Source organism: Sorangium sp. So ce327 (assembly GCF_051530205.1).
GTDB lineage: Bacteria > Myxococcota_A > Polyangia > Polyangiales > Polyangiaceae > Sorangium > Sorangium cellulosum_B.
Genome location: NZ_CP150330.1, coordinates 9,357,389 through 9,372,038, shown reverse-complemented (window position 1 = coordinate 9,372,038; position 14,650 = coordinate 9,357,389). Strand labels below are relative to the sequence as shown.

Genomic DNA, 14,650 nt, shown 5'->3' with positions numbered 1-14,650 from the left:
TCTTCGCCGCGCGGCCCGTGACGAGCCGCGCGGGGTGAAGCGGCGGCGCGCGGTTCAGTCGCCGAGGTCGACGACCTCGAGCCCGTGGTACCAGAGCGCGCAGAGCGCGTTGTCCCCGGAGATCGTCACCTGCGAGACGTACGACGAGAGCTCGCCCTTCATTTCGAGCGTCAGCTCGTCGAGGTCGGCCGCGTCGAGCACCGAGAGCCCGGGCGGGTTGTAGCCGGCGAGGAGGAGGCGCGTCCCGTCCACGGCGCGCGGCCAGCCGGCGTCGGGGCTCGAGAGCTCCTTCATCGCGACCTCGATGCTGCCTCCCTCGAGCCCGCTGGCCACGAGGATCCCGGACGTGTATGCGCCGCCGCCCACCGCGTCGCCCACGGCGTAGTACCCGGAGGTGTACATGAACACGCGGTCATCGCCCACGAACACCTGGTCCAGGCGGGTGTCGTCGTCGAGCGTGTGCTCGTCCCGGAGGCTCGCGCTCGCGCTGCCGATGTCGAGCAGCTTGAGGGTGTGGCGCGTCCCGCGGCAGACGCCGGGGCCATCGTAGTTCTGCTGGTTCGTCGGCACGAACTCGGCGTAGTAGCTGAACGCGCTGAAGCACTCCTGGTAGCCCGGGACCTGGAACTCGACCGCCTCGTAATCGACCGTGAGCGCGCGGTCCGACGCGCCATCGAAGGCCAGCAGCGAGCCGGGCACGTTGACCGGCGTCTGCACGACCGGCGATGAGGGATCGGCCACGTCGATGCGGTCGAGGTAGAAGCGCGCCCTGGAGGAGTCGCCCTGCAGCGGCACCCAGTGCGACGTCAGCACGGTGGTGCCGTCGAGCTGCAGGCCTGTGTAACCGGCGCCGTCGGGCAGGGGCAGCGAGCGGTGCGTCGGGCTCGACGGGTTCGAGAGGTCGATGATCTCGAGCGACGGATCGCGGGGCTGCGGCGGCGGCGCGCCGCCGCCGTCCTCGTAGTAGTAGTACGGGTCCTCGACATTGCGGAGCACGAGCGTGCTCCCTGCCTGGACCACGGCGGCGCCCGTGGAGACGATCCTGCCGTAGTACCCGTTATAGTAGAGCGCGTTGCTGGTGAACGGCAGATCGCGCTGGCTCGCGATCCGGGGGGCTTCGGGGTTCGTGAGATCGATGACGGCGAGGCTCGTCTTCGACGAGTCCGTGTACGAGGGCCAGAGCAGGTAGGCGTATTGCCCGTGCGCGAAGAGCTGCGCGCTGGAGAGGCCGGATCCATAGCAGTCGCTCTTCGATCCGGAGGCCAGCGTCGAGAGGTCGAGCTTGCCGATCGGCTCGGCGCGCCCCGGGTCCGCGGCGTACACGACCTCGAGCTCCGCGGCCTGTGTCCACCAGTCCGCGCCCATGCGGACCACGAGATCGCCGGTGGCCACCGTGTTGCTGACGACCGTCGCCAGGGCCAGGTCGGCGGCCTCGACCGGGGCGTCGCGATCATCGATGTTGAACGTCCCGACCTCCTGGTCGGAGACGGCGAAGAGCCGCGTGTCGTGGACGAAGGCGCGGCGCGCCTGGCCGCGCGCCGGCGCCGAGCCGCGCTTCGTGAGCGTGTCGGCCGTGAAGTCGACGAGCTGGACGCCGCTCTCGTACGAGCCGCAGCCCTCGGCCTCGTCGATGTCCCAGCCGCTGTACGGCACGAGGATGGTGCCGAGATCGTCGAGGATGGTGAAGGCCTTGTGGATCCGGTCCTGGCCCTCGGCGAAGCTCGCCCAGTCGCCGCCGAAATGGACGCGCTCCAGCATCGTGGGCTTCGCGAGGTCGGAGACGTCGAAGAGCGAGACGTGGAGCGCGCCGTCGGTGGCGGCGTTGTCGAAGCCGAGGGCGAGCAGCCGGTCGCCGCGCGGCTCCATGTGGTAGACCCAGCCGGGCATCTCGAGCTCGCCGAGCTGGGCGGGGTGCTCCGGATCGCTCAGATCGATGGTGAAGAGCGGGTCGGTCTGCTCCGCCGTGATCGCGTAGGCGCGGTCGCCGTCGAAGCGCACGGAGCGCAGCGTCTCGGGCCTGGGCAGGGTGAGCTCGGTGAAGCCGAGGGGCGTCAGCTCTTGCGAGGACGCGACGGCGAAGGTCTGGACGCCGGGCAGCGCGTCGGTCCGCCAGAGGCCGGGCTGGCTGACGACGCGGAGGACGCCCTCGTGCTCGTCCATCTGCCAGCGGCTCTGGATCTGGCCGACGGCCTCGACGCTCGCGCCCTCGACGAGCGCGCCGCCGGGATCGGAGATGTCGACGACCTGGATGGTGGAGTGCCCCTCGTCGGTGCCGTCCCACTCGATGCCCGCGATGTACATGCGGTCCTGGGTGACGCTCACGCTGCGCTGCCACCCGTAGTCGTTGGGGTCGTCGTCGTAGCTCAGCTGATCGACCACGGCGATCTCGGCGGGGTCGCTGACGGCCAGGGAGGTGACCGTGGTGTTCCGCGACTCCTTGCACCCCCAGCAACCGCCGTCCTCGAACGTGACGGTATAGAGCACGTCGCCGACGATGCGCGAGTCGGAGATGGCGCCCGGCAGGTCGAACGAGCCGATCTGCTGGATAGCCGCCGGGTTGGAGACGTCGAGCGCCTCGATGTGGCTCGATTGCTCATACGAGTACTCGCCGGTGGCCGCGTCGTAGATGTACTGGGTCCACGACGAGAACATCGCGTAGACGACCCCGTCGCGCAGGTACATCTCGAAGGGGATCCCGCTCGCCCGGTAGCGCCCGAGGAGGCTCAGCCGGTCGCGCCGGGAGATGTCGATGATGCTGAGCCCCGAGTACTGCGAGAGCGCGTAGAGCTTGCCGTCCTTGACCTGGATGATGTCGGCCTCGGTGATCGCGCGCTCGGCGTCGCCGTCGGCCGGGGGCGCGGTCGGGGCGCCGTCGCCTCCGGTGCCCGCTGAGCCCTCGCCGCCATCGGCGGCCGTATCTCTTCCACCGCCTGCCCTCGGATTGTCAGAGATGAAATCGGTCGAGCCGGGTTCGGAAGGCCCCGTCGAGCCTTTCCCGCAGCCGGTGAGTCCGGCCGAGGCCGCCGCCGTCGCGAGGACGAGCCAGCCGGCGTAAGTTCTAGACAGGAAGGTCATAGTTCACCTCGTTGAGGACGAGACACAGGGCGTCATGTCTGCGCCGGTGCGCGTGCACTGTTCAGGTCCCGTGCCCGGCGCACTCAGCAAATAACGGGCCATGCGGAACCCCACGGAAGATCCAAGGAATTTGCGGGTATTCCCGTGGCTTGTGCCAGAGTGTGCGGCCGGCGGGCTGCCGGCGGTCATGGGCCTGCCCGCAAGGCGTGCGCCGTGGCGATGTTCGATGCCCTGATCCCGGGGTGAGCTCTCATGACCTGGAGGCGGCTCACGCGGCTTGTGGGCAGCCGCTCGTCACCGCGGGAGCATCGCGTCTGCGCGCGGGGATGCGTGGGGATGCGCCGGTGCCGTGCTTGGCACGAGGTGTGAATCCTGGCGCCTGCGGCTGCCGAATGGCAGGTTCGTCACTATTTGATAGGAGGCTTGACGATGGATCTTTTCAGCAAACGTCACCGACTTGTCGTTGCGATGCTCGTGCTCTTCGTACCTTTGCTCACCGGCGCCAAGGGCAAAGGCTGTCAGGGCCCGATCGAGGGCGGGGGGGAAGGCCCTGGGGGAGGTGGGGTGGCGGGCGGCGAGCCGGTCTCGTGCCAGGTGACCGGCTGCAGCGGCCAGGTCTGCGCGGACGAGGACGTGGTCACGGACTGCGAGTACCGGGAGGAATATGCCTGTTACAAGGAGCACGGCGTGTGCGAGCGGGGCGCGTCGGGCGAGTGCGGCTGGCGGGCGACGCCGGAGCTCGAGGCGTGCCTTGGCGGCGGCGAGCCTGCGCCGTGCGTGGTGACCGGCTGCAGCGGTCAGGTCTGCGCCGATGCCGATGAGGACGTGGCCACGACCTGCGAGTGGCGCGATGAGTACGCGTGTTACAAGGAGCACGGCGTGTGCGAGCGGGGCGCGTCGGGCGAGTGCGGCTGGCGGGCGACGCCGGAGCTCGAGGCGTGCATCGGCGGCGACAAGCCTGCGCCGTGCGTGGTGACCGGCTGCAGCGGTCAGGTCTGCGCCGATGAGGAGGTGGCCACGACCTGCGAGTACCGTGAGGAGTATGCGTGCTACAAGGAGCACGGCGTGTGCGAGCGGGGCGCGTCGGGCGAGTGCGGCTGGCGGGCGACGCCGGAGCTCGAAGCGTGCATCGGCGGCGGCGAGGCTGCGCCGTGCGTGGCGACGGGCTGCAGCGGGCAGATCTGCGCGGACAAGGGTGCGGAGATCGTCACCACGTGCGAGTGGCTCGAGGAGTACGGGTGTTACAAGGAGCACAGCGTGTGCGAGCGGGGCGCGTCGGGCGAGTGCGGCTGGCGGGCGACGCCGGAGCTCGATGCATGCATCGAGGCGGCTTCCGGCGAGTAGAGCGGGGTGCAGTTCAGGGGCCGACTTCGCCGCTGACCGCTCCTACTCGCTCACAAGCCGCAACCCCACCGGCAGCCCCTCTCCAAAGAACGCCGCGCGCTCGGACTCCTCGACGGCCACCACCTCGCGCACCGCCTTGAGCCACGCCTCGGGTGCGCCCACCTTGACGAGCCGCCGCTCCACCTCGCCGCGGACCCGGTCCGAGACGTCGCGCGCCCGGTCCCCGGTCCTGCGCGCCAGCTGCACCGCGGCCGGCGCCGCGGACGGCAGCTCCTGCCACTTCTCGCGCAGCAGGTGGTCTATCCACCGCTCGGCCGCCGCCGGCGACACCACATGGTGGACGCTGGCGTAGGCCGGCACGCGCGCGCCGAGGCGGCCGATCGCCGCCCAGAGCCGCGCGTCGCGGTCGGTCCATGTGCGCTCCAGGATCCACGCGCCGAGCTCGCTCCTTCGGCCGGCGGGCACGCGCTCGAGCGACGCGCAGAGCTCGAGCAGATCGTCGAGCGCCTCCGGCTTCACCCCCTTCGGCTTCTTCAGCCGCTGCTCGGCCGGGGCCAGGAACGGATCCGCCAGATCCCGGATCGCGACCTGCAGCGGCTCGTCGAGGCCGCCCGCGATGCGGCGCCAGGCGATCCAGAACTGCTGCCAGGAGCGCGCCTCCTGCGGGAACGCCAGCCGCTCGGCGAAGAGCGGCGCGAGCGCGGCGACGCGCGCCGGGTCGCCCGCGTCGCCGAACCCGGGGCGGAGGCCGTAGCCGGCGAGCGACCAGAACACGCGCTCGTGATCGGCCGAGCGCCGCCGCGAGCGCGCGCTCGAAACGAGGGTGTCGAGCAGCGCCCGCGCGGTCTCCGTCGTCCAGGTGGCGCGCTCCCCGAGGACACGCTCGAGCTCGCGCACGAGGTTCTTCGCCTCCCGCGGCGCCACGTCGGGCCGCCCCTTGCCGAACACCCGCTCGATCGCCTCCCGGGCCTCGTCGAGGCGCTTGCCGCCCGGCGCCGCCGCGGCGTGAGGCCTCGCCTGCGCCCGCTCCGCCGGGGCGCCGCCCGGCGCGCCTCCCTCGGCCTCGGTCGCGCGCGCGCCGCGGCCATCCTCGCGCAGCTGGAACGCCAGCCGGAAGCGGCGCGGCGCCGCGGCGTCCACCTCGACGCAGGCGAGATCCAGGGTGCCGATCGCGGTGAGCTCTCCCTCGATCTGCACCCGCACCTCCGCCTGCTTGCCGGTCGCGGCGCGCGCCGCGTCCCCCGCGTCGAACGCCACCGCGATCGGCGGCAGCGCCTCGAACCGGTCGTCCTCGAGGGGGACGAGGTCGCCCGCGCGATCGGCGCGCGCGTCGTCCGACGCGAACAGGTCGAACCGCACCGGGCGCCCCACGACGAGCGCGAACGTCCGCCCGGCCGCCGCGTGGACGCTGCCCTCCTTCGCGCCGCGCGGCACGACACAGACGGCTGGCCGCGGCCCCCCGCCGGCGGGCGCCTCGAGGCCGACGTAGTAGCCGCGCGCCGCGCCTCCCTCGATGCGCACGCCGCGGCCCGCGAGGGCGAGGCCATACGCGACCGCGCCCCGCGCCACCGCGAGGTCGGGATCGGCGTGCGGGAGCAGATCGAGCGGCGGGCCGCCCCAGCGCTCGACGACCTGCGCGAGGCGCTCCGCGACGCGGCGGGCGCGGAAGACGCCGCCGTTCAGGAGCAGCGCGGTCGGCCCTCGCGCCTCCGGGGCGTGGCGCGCGAAGAACCAGGCCACGTGCCGGGTGATCGCGACGTCCCGCTCGTAGGGCAGGCCGAACGCGACGAGCCCGCTCCGCCCGCGCTGCGGCCGGGCGTCCCGCGGCGCCTCGGGGAAGAAGCCGTCCAGCACGACGCCCTCGACCTCGTCGCGGCCGAGGCGCGTCGTCAGCGCGCCGCCCACGAGCCGCGCGCCGTGCGAGAGCACCGTGACCGGCGCGTCGTCCGGCGGCGAAGGCGCGGCGCTGCCGGCGCCGCCGGACGAGGCCCCGCCGGCGAGCAGGCGCTCCTTGGCGGCGCGGCAGGCCAGCACGAGCTGGCCGAAGCGCGCCGGGTCGAGCTTCTCCCCTGCGCCCACGAGGCGCGGCTCGCAGAGGTGGGCGAGCGCCAGGTCCATGTTGTCGCCGCCGAGCAAGAGGTGGTGGCCGACCGCGACGCGGGAGACCTCGGGGTCGCCCTTGGCCGCGCCGGCGCCCCGAGCGACCCGGATGAGCGAGAGATCCGTCGTGCCGCCGCCGACGTCGCAGACGAGGACCATCGCCTGGCCGTCCGAGCGGGCGAGCAGGGCATCGAGGCCGTCCGCGCCGGCGAGGCGCATGAAGTCGTAGAACGCGGCCTGAGGCTCCTCGAGGAGCCGCGCCGAGAGGCCGGCGCGGCGGGCGGCCTCGACCGTGAGCTCGCGCGCGACCTCGTCGAACGAGGCCGGCACGGTGAGCACGACCTCCTGGGCCGCGAGCGGGCGCTCCGGGAACGCGTCGTCCCAGGTGCGCCGCACGTGGGCGAGGATCCGGGCGCTCGCGTCGAGCGGTGAGACGCGCGGCAGGGAGGCCGCCTCCTCGGCCGCGCCCCAGGGCAGGATGGGCGCCGTGCGGTCGACGGCGGGGTGGCAGAGCCAGCTCTTCGCCGAGGCGACGAGCCGCCCGGGGATCTCGCCGCCGCGCCGGCGCGCGTGCTCGCCGATCGCGAAGGGCGCGTCGCCGAAAGGATCGGCCTGCGCCTCGCCGGGGAGGGGCGCGTAGAGCAGGGACGGCAGCAGCGGGCGCGCCTCGATCTCGGTGGCGGTCACGAGCTGCGGGATCGAGAAGACGCGGATCGCACCGGGATCGGCGTCGCGATCGGCCCACGCCACGACGGTGTGCGTGGTGCCGAGGTCGATTCCGACGATCAGGCTCGGGCTCTTCGCGGGGGCGGACATGCGTGCGCGCAGCAACGATACTGGATCGCCGCGGCGCATTCCGCAGGTCCGGCGCGCCGCCGCGCCGGCTCGCGCGGGGGGCCGTCGCAGGGGGCACCGCCGCCGCACCCGTCCTCCGGTCGCGTGCGCCCGCGCGGGAGCTGTAGGCGGGGTCGGCGTACTTGTTCCGGTTCTTCCGGGCGATTCCCCGTGCTAGAGCCGCGAAATGCGAGCGAACCGAGCGATCTGGCTTGTGGTCCTGGGCGCCCTTGCGGCGGGGTGCGGGTCGGCGAAGACCGAGATGTCGGTGGCGGCGAGCGCGGCGCCGCCGCCGCCTCCTCCTCCCGTGGCCGTCCAGCCGGCGGCGCCAGCCGAGGCGGTCATCGAGGGGGATCGCATCAAGATCGCCCGGCCGATCTTCTACGACCTCGACAAGGACGAGATCCGGCCGGAGTCGTTCTCGGTCCTCGACGCGGTGGCGAACATCCTGCGGACGCACCCGGAGATCACCGCGCTCACGGTCGAGGGGCACACGGACAACCAGGGCAGCGTGGAGCACAACATCAAGCTGTCCGAGCGCCGCGCGAACGCCGTCGTCCGCTACCTCGTCCAGCGCGGCGTCGCGACGCCGATGACGGCGCCGGGGTATGGCGCCGGCGCGCCGCTCTGCTTCACGAACGACGAGGGCTGCCGCGCCATGAACCGGCGCGTGGAGTTCCGCATCAAGTCGAAGTGACCTGCTGGCGGCCGATCGAGGCCGCCCGCTCGTCGCTCCAGGTCCGACACGCTCCTCCCCACGCCTGCTCCCCCGGCCATCCGGGCATCGGAACAACAGGCCAGGTTAACACAGTCCCTCATTCGAAATCGACTGATTTCGTCGACGTCGGCGCGCGAGCGCGAGGACGCCTGTCCGTCTGTGCGCCTGTGGGACAAGCGACTCCCAAAGATGGTTGTGTTGCAAATTTGTATTGAACGGCGCCTCTCGATCGTACTTAATACATCACGGGAATCCGCGCGCTGAGTGCGACGCGCCAGTTCGAGCAACTCACTGCATTGCAAGGTGGATCATGGCGAGCGTTCGTCGTCGTATGCTGGAGATCGCTTGTCTCGTCCTTCCGGGGCTCGCGTGGCTTTCGCCGCGCACCGCCGATGCGCATCACGCCGACCATCTCAGGTGGGCGGAGAGCCTCGTGGACAACATCAGCCCTGAGAACAACGAATACAACTCGAGCCCCAGCTTCATCAGCTGGGCCGGTGTGGCAGGCGCGCGGCGCTACGCGAACCGGACGCAGTGCGCCACCTTCCTGACGGAGCTGCTCAAGCGGGGCTACGGCTTCACCGAAGCGTCGCTCAACGACTGGCTGGGCAGCCGGAGCCCGAGCGCGGCTGCCTACTACGACGCCATCGTCGAGGAGAACGGATTCGAGAGGATCCACGACCCCAAGGACGCGCGCGCCGCCGACATCATCGCCATCCGCTACCCCGCAGGCGCGTCGTCGACCGGGCACGTCGCGATCCTCCGCCGGGCGCCGAGGGCGAAGCTCCCCGTCACACCCCTCGTCGCGGGCACACTCCAGTTCGAGGTGAGCATCGTCGACTCGACGAGCACGCACCACGGCTCGTCCGACTCCAGGTACGCCTCGAGCGGCCGGGGCGCCTCCGGCGCCGGCTACGGGACGATGCGGCTCTACATGAACACCTCGGAAACCATCGTCGGGCACACGTGGAGCACGGCCGCCGTCACGGCCTATTACCCCACGACGGTTCGCCAGGTGGTGATTGGCAGGCTGGTGTTCGAGGACGACGATCGGTCGGACGGCGACGACCCCGACGACCGGTGGTAGCGAGCGACAGGCGGCCACTTCCGCGTGCCCAAGGCTCGTCCCTGAGGTCGTGGGCGGTCGAATCGGTGGCCCGCTGAGCTCGGCTCTGCCGAGGCCTGAAGCCGTGCCCGGCGCGAGGCCGGCCATCGCGCGTACAACCAGGTGCCGGACCCTCGCCGCGCGCGGCGTCGGCGCCGTTCTCGCCGAAGATCCAGGCCTCGGTTTACGTTCGACCTGTCGGTTGGTAGAGTCCTCTCCAAGGAGGGCCGTATGCGCGAGCCGAGCGAGACGGGAAGTGCCGACGGTGGCCGTCGTGGCGTGCTGGGAGCGGTCGCCACGACCGCAGCGGCCGTGGCGGTCGGGGCAGCCGGCTGCCCGTCGCCTGCGGCGCCTGCGGCCGGTGAAGCGCCGGCGCGCACGCTCGGGCGGACGGGCGCGCAGGTGGAGCCGGTGTCGCTCGGGGGCGAGGGGATCCTCCGGACGACCGGCCGTCACCGCGAGGCGGTGCCCGTGATCCTGGAGGCCCTGCGCCTCGGGGTCAGGTATTGCGACACCGCGCCTGCATACCAGCAGAGCCAGGACTACTACGGTGAAGCCTTCCGCGCCGCCGGCCCGAAGGCGCGCGAGCAGGTCTTCCTCGCCTCCAAGACCCACGCGCGCGATCGCGACGGCGCGCTGCGGCTGCTCGACGACAGCCTGCGTCGGCTCGGGACAGACCACCTCGATTCATGGCAGCTGCACGATCTGCGGGAGCTCGAGGAGCTCGACGCCATCTTCGGCAAGCGGGGCGCCATCGAGGCCGTGGAGCAGGCCAGGGCGGACGGCCGCGTGCGCCACGTCGGGATCACCGGCCACCACGACCCGCGGATCCTCCTGGAGGCGATGCGGCGTTATCCTGTGGATACCGTGCTCTGCGCGGTCAACCCCGCAGATCCGGCGCGGCTCCCGTTCCTGACGACCGTGGTCGAGGAGGCGCGGCGGCGCGGCGTCGGCGTCATCGGCATGAAGATCATGGCCGCGGGCCGCCTGCTCCAGGATCGCGCCGCGAGCGCGACCGAGCTCATCCGCTACGCGGCCAGCCACGCCGACACGGTGATCATCGGCTGCTCGTCGATCGCCGAGGTGCGGGAGAACCTGGGCGCGCGGTCCCTCTCCTTCCCGATGCCGCCCGCCGAGCGCGCCGCGCTGGAGGCGCGCGTCGCGCCGCGCACCGGCCGTTACGACACGTTCAAAGCAGGTTGAAGCGGCGGATACGCGGCTCTGCGAGCGAGGCGCGCCCCCAGGCCCCGTTGACAAGCGGAGGTGCCGTGGTCTAGAGTGGCGACCCTCTGAGCTCGCTCGGAGGCCCCAGGCCTGACAATCATCGGCTTATCCGACCCGGGGCAGCGCTGCCTCCGGGTTTTTTTCTGTCGCTATCCACGGAGACCGCGCGTCCATGAGCAATCAGTACGGCCACTTCGACGACGAGAGCCGCGAGTACGTCATCACCCGGCCCGACACGCCGCTGCCCTGGCTCAACTACCTGGGCTCGGACGAGATGTTCGGCCTCTGCACCAACACGGCGGGCGGCTACACGTTCTGGAAGGACGCCAAGCTGCGCCGGCTCACGCGCTACCGGTACAACAACGTGCCGATGGACCTCGGCGGGCGCTACCTGTACGTGAACGACGGCGGGGTCGTGTGGAACCCCATGTGGAAGCCCCTCAAGACGGCCCTCGATCGCTACGAGTGCCGCCACGGCCTGGGCTACACGAAGATCACGGGCGAGAAGAACGGCGTCGAGGTAGAGGTGCTCTACTTCATCGTTCCCGGCGAGAACGTGGAGATCTGGCGCACCCGGGTCACCAACAAGAGCGGCGCGAAGAAGGACATCCAGCTGTTCTCCTATCAGGAGTTCTGCTTCTTCGAGGCCCTCAACGACATGACGAACTACCAGCGCACCTACTCCATCGGTGAGGTGGAGATCGAGGGGAGCGCCATCTACCACAAGACCGAGTTCCGCGAGCGCCGCTCCCATTACACGCTCTTCGCCTGCACGCGCGCCATCGACGGCTTCGACACGAGCCGTGACGCCTTCTGCGGCAGCGTCCACCACGGCCTCCACGAGGCCCAGGTGCCGGCCAGGGGGAAGGCCACGAACTCCAAGGCGTTCGGCTGGAACCCGATCGGCAGCCACCAGGTGAGCCTCTCGCTCGAGCCCGGCGCGAGCGAGACGCTGAGCTTCGTGCTCTCGTACGTGGACCACGGGGACCTGCCCAAGTTCAAGGCGCCCTTCGTCCTGAACAAGCAGAAGGGCAAGGAGATCCTGGCCAAGTACTCGGCGCCCGGCGTCGTGGACGGCGCGTTCGCCCAGCTGAAGGCGGACTGGGCCGGGATCCTCTCGAACTTCCAGGCCGACTGCCCGGACGAGCACGCGACACGCATGCTCAACACCTGGAATCAGTACCAGTGCATGGCGACCTTCAACCTCTCTCGGTCGGCCAGCATGTACGAGACCGGCATCGGCCGAGGCATGGGCTTCCGCGACTCGAACCAGGATCTCCTGGGCTTCGTGCACCTCGTCCCCGAGCGCGCCCGCCAGCGCATCCTCGACATCGCAGCCACCCAGCTCAGCGACGGCACCTGCTACCACCAGTATCAGCCGCTGACGAAGAAGGGGAACGCCGACATCGGCGGCGACTTCTACGACGATCACCTGTGGCTGATCCTCTCCACGTGCGCGTACATCAAGGAGACCGGCGACAAGGGCATCCTCAAGGAGGCGGTGGGCTACGCCGACAAGCCGGGCTCCAAGGAGGACCTCCTTCACCACCTGGAGACGTCCATCGCCTACACGATGAAGAAGCGGGGCCCGCACGGCCTGCCGCTGATCGGCCACGCGGACTGGAACGACTGCCTCAACCTGAACTGTTTCAGCACCGAGCCCAACGAGAGCTTCCAGACCGCGGGCGACGTGAAGGACTCGAAGGCCGAGTCCGTGATGATCGCCGGCCTCTTCCTCTATGCCAGCCGCGAGATGGCCGCCCTGTACGACTGGATGGGCCAGAAGTCCGACGCGGCGCGCATGCGCGAGCAGTACGCCGAGATGCTGGCCGTTGTCGAGAAGGAGGCCTGGGACGGCGAGTGGTACCGCCGCGCCTACGACGCCGAGAGCCGGCCTGTCGGGAGCAAGGAGAACGAGGAGGGGAAGATCTTCATCGAGAGCCAGGGCTGGTGCGTCCTTGGCGGCGCCGGCGCGGACAACGGCCGCGCCAAGCAGGCGATGGAGAGCGTGCACAAGCACCTCTACACGAAGAACGGCATCGTCCTGCAGCAGCCCGCGTACTCGACCTATCACCTCGAGCTCGGCGAGGTCACCTCGTATCCGCCGGGCGTGAAGGAGAACGCGGGCATCTTCTGCCACAACAACACCTGGATCCACCTCGGCTGGTGTCTCCTGGGCGAAGGGGAGCGCGCGCTGGAGTACTATCTCTCCATCTGCCCCTCGGCCAAGGAGAGCCAGATCGAGACCTATCGCGCCGAGCCCTACGTCTATGCGCAGATGATCGCCGGCAAGGACGCCCCGGTCTTCGGTGAAGCCAAGAATGCCTGGCTCACCGGCACCGCGGCCTGGACGTTCGTGTCCGTCAGCCAGGGCATCCTCGGCGTGCAGCCCCAGTACGACGGCCTGAAGCTGGATCCCTGCGTGCCCAAGGCGTGGAAGAGCTTCTCCATCTCCCGCCGCTTCCGCGGCGCCACCTACGAGATCAGCGTCAAGAACTCGGGGGTGTGCAAGGGCGTGAAGAAGCTGACCGTGGACGGCAAGACCGTCGCGGGGAACGTGATTCCCCTGTCGCCGGCCGGCTCGACGGTGCGCGTCGAGATCGAGATGGGCTGAAGGCCCTCTGTCGGAGCGCGCCGCGCGATGGCGGCGGCGCGCTCCGCGTGCGCTCGCCCTGTCCGCGCAGCTCCACGTAACTCCACGTAGCGCGCGCGCCGAGCCCGCGGCGGCCGCGCGCGGCTCACTCGGCATGAGCTGGGCCGATCCACCTCCCGTTCAGCATCACCCGCTTCACGCGCCGCATCGCCCGGATGTCCGCGAGCGGGTCGCCTTCGATCAGGACGAGGTCGGCGAGCTTGCCCGGCTCGACGCTGCCGAGCCGGTCGTCGGCGCGGAAGTACCTGGCGTTCTCCAGCGTGCCAGCGACGAGGACCTCCATGGGCGAGAGGCCGCTCTCGACGAGCAGCTCCATCTCGTGCTGGTAGGCCCACCCTCGGTCGGCGCCCGGCGCCTTGCCGTGGGAGCCGACGACCACCCGCACCCCGGCGCGGCGCGCCGCGAGGGTGAGCTTCATCATGTTCTCGAAGCCGCGCACCTGGGTCTCCGTCGCGCCCGCGTCGCCGGCGCGGCGCTCGAAGATGGCGAGCGTCGGGGTGAGGAAGGTGCCCCGCGCCGCGAGCAGCCCGAGCAGCGCTCGGGTCCGCGGCGCGCCGAGGGAGATGCCGCGAAAGACCTCGAAGCGCCCCGGAAAGCGCGCGTCGTTGTCGGCGATCACCGACTGGCGGTAGCGCTCCGCCTCGCGCGGCGGCACGAGGGCCGTGCCGAGCGACGTGATGTGCTCGATGCCGTCGAGCCCGGCGCGGACCGCGGCCGCGGCGTCGACGGTCTCGAGGTGGGCGACGGCGATCACCCCGCGCGCGTGCGCGGCCTTGGCGACCTCCTCGACGAGCCCTAGGGGCAGGCGGAAATAGACCTTGATCGCCGACGCCCCGCGCTCGACCAGCTGATCGACGGCCCAGCGCGCCTCGGCCGCGTCGCGCACAAGCATCGCGCTCTCTGGATAGGCCGGATACGGCGCGTCGAGCAGCGGCCCCGCCAGGAAGAGCCGCGGCGTCGGGCCGAGCCTGCGCGCGGCGTCGTACGCCTCGATCCAGTTCCCCGGCTCGCGCAGCGAGGTGACGCCGCGCTGCAGGACGACGCCGGGCAACCCGTCATCGGCGTCGAGGTGGAAGTGCGCGTCGATGAGGCCGGGCAGCACCCAGAGCCCCGCGCCGGGGACGACCTCCGCGCCGGCCGGGACGTCGGTGGCGCCGCGCGCGCCCGCGGCGACGATGCGGTCGCCGCGGACCACGACGACAGCGTCGCGCACGGGCGGCCCTCCCCGGCCGTCGATGAGCGTGGCCCCGACGATCGCCGCGCAGCGCGCGGCGTCCGGCCGCGCGACGGCGTTGATCTCCCGTGGGGGCGGGAGCTTCGGCTGCCCTTCCGGCGAGGGCCATTGCACAGACGTGCTCGCGCAGGCGCACAGGCCCGCGAGCGTCACCGCCAGACACACGCGCAACACGCGCAACACGCGCAGACGAATGCTCATCGTGCCCTCCCCCCGTGACGCGCGACGAGCCCCGCGCGTCGCTGCGCGGCGCGCGTGGGGCCGTATCGCTGGCGCCCGTCGCGCGCGATCGCAGCGCGAGGCCGGGCTCTGCGATCGCGCGCGACGCAGGCGCCGCGCCTCTGATCATAGCAGATCCGAGCT

General features: G+C 71.3%; 8 protein-coding genes. 5 read left to right on the top strand and 3 right to left on the bottom strand.

Annotation, left to right across the window (positions count from 1 at the left end):
- Positions 1-54: 54 nt before the first annotated feature.
- Positions 55-3,075: a beta-propeller domain-containing protein gene (locus WME95_RS35100; RefSeq protein ID WP_437903701.1), complete on the bottom strand. Its 3,021-nt coding sequence runs from the start codon at positions 3,073-3,075 to the stop codon at positions 55-57.
- Between the two features lie 429 nt (positions 3,076-3,504).
- On the opposite strand from WME95_RS35100, the gene WME95_RS35095 reads away from it, so the two are divergent.
- Positions 3,505-4,419, top strand: coding sequence for a hypothetical protein (locus WME95_RS35095; RefSeq protein ID WP_437903700.1), 915 nt, complete (start codon positions 3,505-3,507; stop codon positions 4,417-4,419).
- Between the two features lie 42 nt (positions 4,420-4,461).
- Here WME95_RS35095 and WME95_RS35090 read toward each other — a convergent pair whose 3' ends face one another.
- Positions 4,462-7,335 carry an Hsp70 family protein gene (locus tag WME95_RS35090; protein ID WP_437903699.1) on the bottom strand — a complete coding sequence of 958 codons (2,874 nt, stop codon included), beginning with the start codon at positions 7,333-7,335 and terminating at the stop codon, positions 4,462-4,464.
- Positions 7,336-7,540: 205 nt separating this feature from the next.
- Here WME95_RS35090 and WME95_RS35085 point away from each other — a divergent pair, with 205 nt between their 5' ends.
- The 4 genes from WME95_RS35085 (at position 7,541) to WME95_RS35070 (ending at position 13,014) form a co-directional block, all read left to right on the top strand.
- On the top strand, positions 7,541-8,050 hold the full coding sequence (locus WME95_RS35085; RefSeq protein WP_080599074.1) for an OmpA family protein: 510 nt from the start codon (positions 7,541-7,543) through the stop codon (positions 8,048-8,050).
- A 454-nt stretch (positions 8,051-8,504) separates the two neighbouring features.
- Positions 8,505-9,158 carry a hypothetical protein gene (locus tag WME95_RS35080; RefSeq protein WP_437903698.1) on the top strand — a complete coding sequence of 218 codons (654 nt, stop codon included), beginning with the start codon at positions 8,505-8,507 and terminating at the stop codon, positions 9,156-9,158.
- A 249-nt stretch (positions 9,159-9,407) separates the two neighbouring features.
- Positions 9,408-10,379, top strand: coding sequence for an aldo/keto reductase (locus WME95_RS35075; protein ID WP_437903697.1), 972 nt, complete (start codon positions 9,408-9,410; stop codon positions 10,377-10,379).
- A 193-nt stretch (positions 10,380-10,572) separates the two neighbouring features.
- Entirely contained in the window at positions 10,573-13,014 is a 2,442-nt protein-coding gene (locus WME95_RS35070; protein WP_437903696.1) for a GH36-type glycosyl hydrolase domain-containing protein, read from the top strand.
- A 124-nt stretch (positions 13,015-13,138) separates the two neighbouring features.
- Here the strand turns inward: WME95_RS35070 and WME95_RS35065 are convergent, their stop codons facing one another.
- The gene (locus WME95_RS35065; protein ID WP_437903695.1) at positions 13,139-14,488 is read right to left on the bottom strand and encodes an amidohydrolase family protein; all 1,350 of its coding nucleotides are present in this window, start codon (positions 14,486-14,488) and stop codon (positions 13,139-13,141) included.
- Between the last annotated feature and the right edge of the window lie 162 nt (positions 14,489-14,650).